Below are 8,434 nucleotides of genomic sequence, written 5' to 3' on the forward strand. Positions count from 1 at the left end.
ATCAATTAGATTCTTCCTCCCCTGCTTCCCCTGCGCCCCCTGCCTCCCCTGCTCGCCAAAGCGATGGGATATTTTTTTAGTTGGAAGTCCCTTACTGAGACAAAACCCAATCGCCTAAAAGTTGGTTTACTCTATCGGGTATTTCATCATGGGGACAATGACCGGCTGTTAAGAAATGTTCTGTAAGTTCAGGATAATATTGACGAAACTTTTGAGAACGTTCTCTAGCATTCATCCAAGGATCGGCTTCTCCCCACAACATCAACAAAGGACAAGTTAATTGCTTTAGTAGCACATCAACTTTTTCTCCTTGAGGACTGCTAAAGACTGAAACAAACACATCCAACGCACCAGGGTCGTCAGCAGGGCGAGAAATTTCTTCTACTAGTTGGTCTGTAATGGCACTTTTGTCAAGATAAACTTTTTCTAGGGTTTGGCGAATTACCCAGCGTTGTCGCACATACTGAAATAACAAAAACTGGGCTAAAGGTTGTTGAAAAATCCACTTAGTGCAGTCACCAAGAATTTTCTGCAAATTAGCCGATTGTTTGGGAGCCTGAATTTCTGATTGTAAAGCTTCAGGCTCAGATGTAGGTTGGCTTTCGCTAAAGGGCCCTGCACTATTGAGCAAAACTAAACCAGCCGCACTTTCGGGATGTTGCGCTGCAATACACAAGCCAGCGTAGCCACCAAGGGAATTACCCGCTAATACTGCTTTTTGACCAATTACTTCACTGATAAAATCATGAAGTTGGTCGCGCCACAAGTCGCCACTGTACTGCAATTTTGGTTTTGCCGATCGCCCGAATCCCAAAAGATCGATCGCAAATACTTCAAAGTCTTGACACAATCCTGTGATATTCTTGCGCCAGTGGTCTGTGGAAGCACCAAATCCATGTACCAAAAGCAAAGGCGGACGTTGCGATTGCTTCTCTCCCGCACGCACATAGTAAACATTGTGCCCGCGCCACTGCCAATATTTACCAGGAATTGGGTTTGTAGAGGGGGCTGTAGTTGCCTGCATGATTCAAAGAAGTGTTAAGTAGCTTTAATAATTGTAGGGCAGAGGAGCAGAAGGGGTAGTTTTTGACTTTTGACTCTTGAGCCTTGACTGAATGGCACGCTAGTTCTAGGTATTAAAAAAAATAAATGCTTTCGGTTTCTTTCTTAAGAAAGATGATTTAAATTTTTTAACCTATCTTAGAGGATGTTTGAAAAGTCCTCTTGTCGGTATCAAAAATTTTAGATCCCCCTAAATCCACGCCACTTGCTTCACTTGGGGAGACCCCAAGACCGCAGTGGCTCCCCTTCAAAAGGGGGACTTTGATTTTGATTGGGAGCAACGCGAAAAAGTGAGATCATCGTCCAATGAGCAGGGGGAGCAGGGGGAGTAAAGAGGCATTTTTAGTATTTTTTACTACCGAAACAGACTGCTTCTACACTTATTTCTTTCTCTTCCCCTGCCTCCCCTGCCTCCCCTGCCTCCCCTGCTTACCCACCTCACTGTTAGAGCATTGCTCTCTTTTGGTTCCCCCAATTGATCGGGGGTTAGGGGGGATCTAAAAGTGCCTAAAGTCACAGCGAAACATTTGTTCATTCAACCTCTTAAGACAAATAGAATAAAACTCAAGTTAGACGATAAAATATGTGAGCAAGTAAAAATCACTTTCCTAAGAGTCAAATATATGTTTAGCATCCTTTGGGGTATTGTCGTTGTACTGGTTGCTTTTTGGGCATTAGGATTAACACTTCATATTGCTGGAAATTTAATTCATGCACTGTTGCTTATAGCTATTGGGCTTGCTATTTACAACTTTTTTAAAGCCCGTGATGTGTAATAAGTTGGTAAATATGTAGTGATAATAAAGACTGAAATCCTTGCTTTATAAGGATTGAGCAAGGAAAAATCACTACTGATTATTGACAAATGACACATGACAAATTGATTACAGGTAAAACTAAACTACTAGGGGTAATTGGACATCCGGTGGAACATTCGCTGTCGCCACTGATGCATAATGCAGCGTTAGCGCAGCTCGTCGAAGACATCGCTAATTTAGGATTAGATTACGTTTATCTTCCCTTTCCCATAGCACCAGAGAATTTAGAAGTAGCGATCGCAGCCTTTGCCGCTATTGGGGTTGTCGGCTTTAGTGTTACAATCCCCCACAAACAGGCAATCATGCCCCTCCTGTCAGAAATTACCCCTCTTGCCCAAACCATAGGGGCAGTGAATACTGTTAGTCGTCAAAATAATCAATGGGTGGGGACAAACACCGATATAGAAGGGTTTATCGCTCCTTTGCAGACAACCTATAAGCAAAATTGGAGTCAGAAGGTAGCGGTAATTTTAGGCAATGGTGGCGCAGCTAGAGCAGTTGTAGCAGGTTGTCACCAACTAGGTTTTGCCAAAATTCTTGTTGTTGGGCGAAATATGCAGAGATTACAAGAATTCCGCCATAGTTGGAGTAATTCACCCATAGCGGAGACTTTGCAAGTTCATCAATGGGAAGAAGTTGCAAAGCTAATTCCCCAAGCGAATCTGCTGGTAAACACAACTCCCATAGGGATGTATCCCAACGTTGATGAGTCGCCTTTGAGTAGAGAAGAAATAGCAAATTTACCAACAGGCGCGATCGCTTACGATTTGATATATATCCCTAAACCGACGCAATTTCTAGAGCAAGCTGAAAAACAAGGTGCAATTACCATCGATGGCTTAGAAATGCTAGTCCAGCAAGGGGTAGCAGCGTTAAAAATCTGGTTACAGCAAGAAAATATACCTGTAGAAGTCATGCGCCAAGCTTTGCAAAAGCATTTGGGTTTTAGTTGATGAAGAAATAATTACCCTAAAAGGATGTTTTAAAAGTTCTATTGTCGGTATAAAACATTTTAGATCCCATTTAAATCCCCCCATAAATTGGGGGACTTTAAGAGACTTTTGCCCCCCTTTTTAAGCTACGGTGTACACACATCCCGGCAATTAAGCCCATTGGATTTACCCCCCTTAATTCCCCCTTGGTAAGGGGGGAAATCCGGTTCTCCCCCTTACCAAGGGGGAGTTAGAGGGGGTGAGAAAGACTTGTGTGTACACCGTAGCCTTTTTAAGGACTTCCAGAAATTAAATTATTCAATTTTGGAGCGAAGATGATCAATTAGATTCTTCCTCCCCTGCTTCCCCTGCGCCCCCTGCCTCCCCTGCTCGCCAAAGCGATGGGATATTTTTTTAGTTGGAAGTCCCTTAAGGGGGGTTGGGGGGATCGACTCTTAACCGAGCAGTATTGCGTTAGGGTAGGGTAAAACTGACGCGAAAAACTAGGTGAGTAAGCTATTTCAGACTTGTGTGTACACCCTAGCCTTTTTAAGGGGAGCCAGCGCGGTCTTGGGGGTTTCCCCCATGAGCAACTGGCATGGGTTAGGGGGGGATCGCTAAGTACCTAAAATCATAGCGAAATACTTGTTCATTCATCCTCTAACGCACCAAAACTTATAAAAATGAAAAATATTATCTCGATTGGTTGGAATAGTTGGTTAAAACAGCGCCAAGAATCTGTTTTATTATTTGATTCAATTGCTGCTGCTAGTGAGATTGCCCTTATGCTTAACGGTCAATGGGATAGCTGCAATGGTGTGATAATTGCTAAATGTGATGAGGTAGCTGTTAACACTGCTACTAAACTATTAGAAGCTACATGGTGTTACCAAGGCGCTTCAAAAGCTGTTTTAGGCAGAGTAACAACTGATGAAGTTTTACGCCGTTATGCAATGGGAGAAAGAAATTTTATTAATGCTAACTTGAAGTGTGTAGTACTTGCATCAATGAAGCTGAGTGAAATTAACCTAAGTTATGCTTTGTTGAATTGGGCAAACCTAAGTCAAACCAATTTGAGTAAAGCTGATTTAACGGCGGCAGATTTAAGCCAAGCTAATTTAAATGGAGCCGATTTGAGTAAGGCGTACCTAATAAGGACAAACTTAACTAAGGCAAACCTCCAAAAAGCTTCACTGAGGGGTGCTAATCTAAGTAGGGCTAACTTAAGTGAAGTTAACCTCACTGATGCAGATTTAACAGGAGCTAATCTATCATTAGCAGACCTTAGAGGGGCAAAATTTCACTTTTGCAATTTAAGTGGGGTTAACCTAACAGATGCAAAGTTAATTGAAAGTGACTTGGATTTTGCTCTCCAATGACTTTAGCTGGAAGCTATTGCACTTGTTGTTTAAAAACTAACCAAATCAAAACATTTTTGTTCGCCATCAGATATCTAGATCGTTACACAACTAAATATTAGTTTGATCGCTGTTGATCCAGAGATGGCATAATGAATAATATTCAAGTTTGGATAATTGGAAAATAACCCTGCTTATTATCTTCCAACAAGCGATCGCAAAAAAGTGAGATCCTCGTGAAAAGAGCTCTTGAGGCAGGGGGAGCAGGGGGAGCAGGGGGAGTGAAGAGAAAACCTTAGTATTTTTTACGACCTTTATAGCTATAAATACACTTATTTCTTTCTCTTCCCCTGCCTCCCCTGCATCCCCTGCTCCCCCTGCTCCCCCTGCTCACAAAATCGCATTGCTCCGCTTTGAATTTGGCTTTAAGCTAGCGCTCCCTACTAGGGAACTTCTATTTTTCCTAATTTAGGTTAAGACTGTATGCACCTCAATGATGTTGTGATTGACCGTGCCAGCCTCAGCGATGTTACTGGAATTCTCAAGTTGGCTCAAGCCAATGACGCAGAACATGGTGGTATGTTGTTAGGTCATCTTGAGCTAGAAGCAGTAATAATGACTATATCTCAAATGCCGAGTGTTGTTGCCCGCAAAGATGGTCAAGTTGTCGGATTTTTACTCAGTTGGTTAAAGACAACTGCTAATTTACCAATAATCAAGGTGGTGTTACAAACCTACGCTGGTACAAAAGATGCTTACTTGTATGGCCCCATCTGTGTTGATGAAACCATGCGTGGGCAAGGTATTGCTGCGGTAATGTTTGCGAAGTTGAAAGATTTTCTCCCAGGGCGAGAAGGAATACTGTTTATTAAAGCAAACAATGAAGCATCATTGCACGCACATCAAAAAATGGGTATGTGCAAGATGGCAGAGTTCACTTATGAAGGCAGTGGGTTTGTGGTATTTGCGTATAATAGCTAACTAGTCAAAATTTTAGCTAAATTCTATTTGCCAAAGCTAGAAATATTTTTACAAAAGTAAAATACTCCCTTTATATCTATCCTTGAGATTAACCTAATCCTTTCAATTTGCGAAACTCTTGGACAACATCTTTAGTATCGCGTAATTCCCCCTCAACTAAATAGTTTAATTGCCGCATTTCGTCTGCCGAAATCTTCCCTGCAAGAGAAACGATCGCAGTTCTTAATTGGGGATATTTTTTTAATATTTCTTGCCTAACAATAGGCACAGTTTCGTAAGGTGGAAAATAGTGTTTATCATCTTTTAAGACAACTAAACCCAAGCGAGAAATCTGCCCATCAGTAGAATTTCCCGCCACCATATCTACTTGTTTTTGAATCAAAGCACGATATATTAAACCCAAATCCATAATTTGGGGAGGTTTGGCAAAACGTAAATCATAAGTTTTTGCTAATCCCGGAAAACCATCTTCTCGTTCTAAAAACTCGTAACCAAAACCACCGCGCCACTGCGGTGTATATTGAGTAGCTTCTGAGAGAGTTTGAATATTGTAGCGTTTAGCATCATCACCCCGGACAATCATTGCAAAAGTGTTTTCAAAACCTAAGCTTGGCATCACTTCTAAATTAAATTTCTGGGCATAAGTTTGCTTTAACTTCTCATAAACTTCTTTAGGATCGTTCACTGCCTTCTGCTTTAAAATTGCAGTAAAAGCTGTGCCTGAATACTCAATATAAGCATCGATTTTGCCAGCAGTAATTGCACTATGACAAACAAAAGAACCACCCAAACGAGGGCGACGAGATACCTTTAAATTAGTTGTTGCCTCAATTTGCTGTGCTAAAAGTTCACCTAAAATATCTTGTTCAGTAAAATCTTTAGAAGCAACAATAATATTGCCATCGCTGCTACTAGTTATATTTGGTGTGCAGCTAGCGATCGCTAATAACAAGACACAAGTTAAAAAGCATAATGTAAGAAATCTTTTCATTAACTTTTAATTTTTAATTTATTCTCCAACGAACCAATTCCAAAATCAGCCAGTAATGCAATTACTGCCGCCGGAACTGCACCAGCTAAAATTAACTGGTCGTTTACTACTGATATGCCGCGAAAAATAAATACTCCCAAACCACCAGCACCAATTGCGGCTGCAATCGTTGCAATACCAATAGCAATTACCGTTGCTACTCGCACACCTGCTAAAATTATTCCCATTGCCAAGGGAATCTCAACCTGTAATAACAATTGTCTATCTGTCATTCCCATTCCTCTCCCAGCTTCTCTAATTGCTGGATCTACACTAGTAATACCTGTGTAAGTGTTACGAATTATCGGCAGCAAGGAATATACAGTCAGAGCAACAATTGCTGGTACTGCACCAATTCCGCCAATTATGGGAACAGGAATGAGTAAACCAAATAGTGCCAAACTAGGAATAGTTTGGAGAATATTTGCTATGCCGAGAATTGGTTGGCGAAGGTAAGGTTTGCGTGTAATTAAAATACCTAATGGAATGCCCACAAGTATAGCAATTCCAATTGCAATGCCTACTAAAAATAGATGTTCGAGAGTATGCTGAAGAATTTCTGGGGCATACTTAACGAGGAAGAAATTTTTCATAAAGTATCTTGCAGGGAACGCAGACATTTCAAAAAGGCAAGGCTTTCTGGGTGTTGCGATCGCATAAATTCATCTGTCGTTCCCAATACTACCAATTCTCCGCCATACATTAAACCAATTCGCGATGCCAAAACTAAGGCTTCTTGAATATCGTGGGTGACAAAAACAACTGTCTTGCCTAATTCTTGCTGCAAATGCCGAAACTCTTGTTGTAGTTCTAGCCGCGTAATGGGATCGAGTGCGCCAAAGGGTTCATCCATCAACAATACTGGCGGATCTGCTGCTAAAGCCCTGGCTACCCCGACTCTTTGCCTTTGTCCACCTGAAAGTTCATGCGGGTAACGTCCGGCGAATTGTGCTGGTTCTAAGCCTACTAATTTCAACAATTCATAAACCCGCGTTTTTATTTGTTTAGATTGCCAACCTTCTAAAAAAGGAACTAAACCCACATTGCGTTCTACAGTGAAATGAGGAAATAAACCAATTTCTTGAATGACATAACCAATTTTTCGCCGCAGTTTAATTTCATCCCATTGAGTTGTAGCAATGCCATCAAATAAAACTTCGCCTTGTGTAGGTGTAAATAGGCGATTAATTAACTTCATTGTTGTAGTTTTGCCACTCCCACTGCGTCCAAGTAATACTAGTGCTTCTCCTTGATGGATGGTGAAATTGAGGTTTGATACCAATGGGCGATGATTGCGGCTAAAGGTGACATCGCGGAATTCGACAGCAGTTTGATTATTTTGCGGCATTAGTGGCTTGGTATATGTAGTGGCGTTATGGCGTTAGCCTAACGCACCCCAATAAATTATAAAAACGGTGCGTTAGCCTTTGGCATAACACACCTTACTACTTTACTATGCCGTTTTAGCATTTCGATCTGATGCTAGCCCTGCACTAGTTTTCAATCGAGTCAACCTGCTTTTGCGGATGCGATCGCTATCACGAACACCACCGGCTATTTCATATTCGCTGCTGTCTGTGCCGTACTTAAAAGCAACTCCCTTCAGCATTTTGTCTGAAAGCTTACTCAAGTTTTTTTCCATTTCATCAATTTTAGTCTTAGAAGAGTCAACTACAGCTAGAGCAGCATTATAAGCATCAATCGTAGTGTGTAACTGCTCAATTGATTGAGCCAGGCTTTCCAAATTACAATAATCATCAAAATTCATATTTGGATCGATTGCTTTGAATCCGGCAAATCTGAATTCAGCTTTTTCCATAACACGGGATGTACGTTTTTGACGAGGCATAAATATATTCCTTAAGGAGAGATTAAAATCTATTTTGACCTCATCAAGCTGTTTTTTGGTGCAGTAAAATTAGTGGATAAATGTATTTTTTTAAACAAGTTCAGCTAACTGAATTAAGTACTTTTCCTGATTTAAGATATTATACTTAGTTTTATCGCTGGCGATCGCTTCAATAGACTTCTTGCAAAAATCTCACCCCTCCCCGATATGTTGGGGAGGGCGCAAGATTTCAAGTTTCCCCCCTTTATAAGCTACGGTGTACACACATCCTGGCAATTAAGCCCAAACCTTGGATTTACCCCCCTTAATCCCCCCTTAGTAAGCTATCCATTATAAACATCTTTCTTAATACAAAATTTGACAAAAGTCAGCAGTTATGGGGAGGAGGATGAAGGAAAAAAATC

9 protein-coding genes are annotated in these 8,434 nt (G+C 41.1%); 4 read left to right on the forward strand and 5 right to left on the reverse strand.

Going from position 1 to position 8,434, the window contains the following annotated elements:
- Nucleotides 1–91: 91 nt before the first annotated feature.
- Complete coding sequence (locus V7K42_RS00020) at nucleotides 92–1,024, reverse strand: alpha/beta fold hydrolase (RefSeq protein ID WP_334912368.1); 933 nt, start codon at nucleotides 1,022–1,024, stop codon at nucleotides 92–94.
- 541 nt (nucleotides 1,025–1,565) lie between these two features.
- Here V7K42_RS00020 and V7K42_RS00025 point away from each other — a divergent pair.
- The 4 genes from V7K42_RS00025 to V7K42_RS00040 all read left to right on the forward strand — a co-directional run bounded on the left by V7K42_RS00025 (nucleotide 1,566) and on the right by V7K42_RS00040 (nucleotide 5,151).
- Nucleotides 1,566–1,838 carry a lmo0937 family membrane protein gene (locus V7K42_RS00025; RefSeq protein ID WP_334912370.1) on the forward strand — a complete coding sequence of 91 codons (273 nt, stop codon included), beginning with the start codon at nucleotides 1,566–1,568 and terminating at the stop codon, nucleotides 1,836–1,838.
- 89 nt (nucleotides 1,839–1,927) lie between these two features.
- On the forward strand, nucleotides 1,928–2,833 hold the full coding sequence (locus V7K42_RS00030) for a shikimate dehydrogenase (protein ID WP_334912371.1): 906 nt from the start codon (nucleotides 1,928–1,930) through the stop codon (nucleotides 2,831–2,833).
- Between the two features lie 662 nt (nucleotides 2,834–3,495).
- Nucleotides 3,496–4,191 (forward strand): pentapeptide repeat-containing protein, encoded by a 696-nt coding sequence (locus tag V7K42_RS00035; protein WP_334912373.1) that lies wholly within the window; start codon nucleotides 3,496–3,498, stop codon nucleotides 4,189–4,191.
- Nucleotides 4,192–4,653: 462 nt separating this feature from the next.
- Nucleotides 4,654–5,151 (forward strand): GNAT family N-acetyltransferase, encoded by a 498-nt coding sequence (locus V7K42_RS00040; RefSeq protein WP_334912375.1) that lies wholly within the window; start codon nucleotides 4,654–4,656, stop codon nucleotides 5,149–5,151.
- Between the two features lie 88 nt (nucleotides 5,152–5,239).
- On the opposite strand, the gene V7K42_RS00045 is transcribed toward V7K42_RS00040, so the two are convergent.
- The 4 genes from V7K42_RS00045 to V7K42_RS00060 form a co-directional block, all read right to left on the reverse strand.
- Nucleotides 5,240–6,142 carry a glycine betaine ABC transporter substrate-binding protein gene (locus tag V7K42_RS00045; RefSeq protein WP_334912377.1) on the reverse strand — a complete coding sequence of 301 codons (903 nt, stop codon included), beginning with the start codon at nucleotides 6,140–6,142 and terminating at the stop codon, nucleotides 5,240–5,242.
- Nucleotides 6,142–6,774: an ABC transporter permease gene (locus V7K42_RS00050; RefSeq protein WP_334888609.1), complete on the reverse strand. Its 633-nt coding sequence runs from the start codon at nucleotides 6,772–6,774 to the stop codon at nucleotides 6,142–6,144. Before V7K42_RS00050 ends, V7K42_RS00045 begins: the two co-directional genes overlap by 1 nt.
- The gene (locus V7K42_RS00055; RefSeq protein WP_334912379.1) at nucleotides 6,771–7,529 is read right to left on the reverse strand and encodes an ATP-binding cassette domain-containing protein; all 759 of its coding nucleotides are present in this window, start codon (nucleotides 7,527–7,529) and stop codon (nucleotides 6,771–6,773) included. The genes V7K42_RS00050 and V7K42_RS00055 overlap by 4 nt, the downstream gene beginning before the upstream one ends.
- A 105-nt stretch (nucleotides 7,530–7,634) precedes the next feature.
- The gene (locus tag V7K42_RS00060) at nucleotides 7,635–8,030 is read right to left on the reverse strand and encodes a hypothetical protein (RefSeq protein ID WP_334912381.1); all 396 of its coding nucleotides are present in this window, start codon (nucleotides 8,028–8,030) and stop codon (nucleotides 7,635–7,637) included.
- Nucleotides 8,031–8,434 lie beyond the last annotated feature (404 nt).

Origin of the sequence: Nostoc sp., from assembly GCF_036917455.1 — a bacterium.
Taxonomy (GTDB): domain Bacteria; phylum Cyanobacteriota; class Cyanobacteriia; order Cyanobacteriales; family Nostocaceae; genus Nostoc.